The organism is Mesorhizobium sp. M7A.F.Ca.CA.004.06.1.1, assembly GCF_003999135.1.
Taxonomy (GTDB): Bacteria; Pseudomonadota; Alphaproteobacteria; order Rhizobiales; family Rhizobiaceae; genus Mesorhizobium.
This window is the reverse complement of record NZ_RZPQ01000952.1, coordinates 1-1,893: the sequence shown is the minus strand read 5'-3', so window position 1 is coordinate 1,893 and position 1,893 is coordinate 1. Positions and strand designations below refer to the sequence as shown.

2 protein-coding genes are annotated in these 1,893 nt (G+C 65.5%); both read left to right on the top strand.

The genetic code is table 11. The features are described 5' to 3' along the window. On the top strand, positions 1-290 hold a 290-nt coding region (locus EN906_RS32570), incomplete at its 5' end, for a TOBE domain-containing protein (RefSeq protein WP_127375701.1). A gap of 55 nt (positions 291-345) precedes the next feature. Beyond that, positions 346-1,893: dihydroxyacetone kinase subunit DhaK (locus tag EN906_RS32565; protein ID WP_127375700.1), on the top strand; the 1,548-nt coding region annotated here is incomplete at its 3' end.

Sequence of the window (1,893 nt, the reverse complement as noted above, 5' to 3'; positions counted from 1 at the left end):
ATCTTCTGCCGACCGGACTGCTGCCTGACGGCGGTGCACCGGCCGGCACCAAGACGATCGGCGCGCGCACCGAGCATCTGACGATCGCGAAGGCCGCGAATGGTCACGCCGACGGCGTTGTCGACTGGGTCGAGCATCTCGGTGACCAGAACCATTTGCATGTGACGGTTGGCCCTAAGAAGCTGGTGACGCTGACGGACCCCGACACGGATTTGGCGCAGGGCGACAGAGTGGTGATCCGCTACCGGTCACCGCTGTATTTCGGCGCCGATGGACAGCGATTGATGTGAGCGGTTTTCGGTGATTCAGCACCGGTTTTGACTTTGCCAGTACGGGACGAATTCGATGAAGCACTTTTTCAATCGCAGGGAAACGATCGTCACCGAGGCGCTCGACGGTCTGTTACGGACCATCGGATCAGGCGATCTCGCGCGCCTCGACGGCTATCCCGAGATCAAGGTCATCCTGCGCGCCGACTGGGACAAGACGAAAGTCAGTGTCGTCTCCGGCGGCGGGGCCGGGCACGAGCCGTCCCATGCCGGCTTCGTCGGCAAAGGCATGCTGACGGCGGCGGTCTCAGGCGAGATCTTTGCCTCGCCAAGCGTCGAAGCCGTGCTGGCGGCCATCCGGGCGGTCACCGGTCCGGCCGGCTGCCTGCTGATCGTCAAGAACTACACCGGCGACCGCCTCAATTTCGGCCTGGCGGCCGAGAAGGCGCGCGCCGAAGGGTTTCGCGTCGAGATGGTGATCGTCGCCGACGACATCGCGCTGCCTGATATCACCCAGCCGCGCGGCGTTGCCGGCACCTTGTTCGTGCACAAGATCGCTGGTCATTTGTCGGAAGCCGGCCACGATCTGGCATTCGTCGCAACGGCCGCTCGCGCGGCGGCGAAGGATATCGTTTCGCTCGGCATGTCGCTGTCGTCCTGCTCGATCCCCGGCCAACCGCACGAAGACAGGTTTGGCGAGAATGATGGTGAGCTCGGCCTTGGCATTCATGGCGAGCCGGGCGTCGAAAGGATTGCGGTGCAGAGCGCCGACAGGCTGGTGGCGATCATGGTGGAGCGCCTCGCGGCACGGCTTGATCCCGAGGCCACCTACGCCTTGCTGATCAACAATCTCGGCTCCGTGCCGCCGCTCGAAATGTCTGTCGTCGCCAATGCGGTGCTTGCATCGCCGCTGGCCAAAACCATCAAGCTGACGATCGGCCCGGGCCCGCTGATGACGGCGCTCAACATGAACGGCTTCTCGCTGTCGCTGATCCGGCTGGATGCGGCGCGCGAAACCGCCTTGCAGGCGCCGGTCGGTCCGCACGCCTGGATGCCGGCAAAGCCGGTTGTTTCACCTGCCGTCGTGCCGATGGCGAAAGCGGCCGGACAGAGCGCGGCACGCAAGCCCAGCCAGGATGCGCGGACCCGCTCTCTTCTCGTCACCATCTGCGAACGGCTGATCGCGCTGGAAACCACGTTGAACGGGCTCGACGCCAAGACAGGCGACGGCGACACCGGCTCGACGGTGGCGACCGGCGCGCGCAGTGTTCTCGAGCGGCTTGATGCGCTGCCGCTTGCCGAGCCGGCGGCGACCCTTGGCGCGATAGGTGACATTCTGAGCGCGTCGATGGGCGGCTCCAGCGGCGTGCTGCTGTCGATCTTCTTCACCGCCGCAGCGCAAGCTCTGGAGAGCGGCGCGAGCTTAGCCAAGGCGCTGCTTGCCGGCCTCGACCGAATGACTTTCTATGGCGGGGCCAGGATGGGGGATCGCACCATGGGCGATGCCCTCGAGCCAGCCCTCAGAGCGCTCGATGCCAAGAGCGTGGACGAAGCGGCTGTGGCGGGTCGACGCGGGGCCGAAGCCACCTCCCCCCTGGACAAAACTAAAGCCGGACGGGCCGCC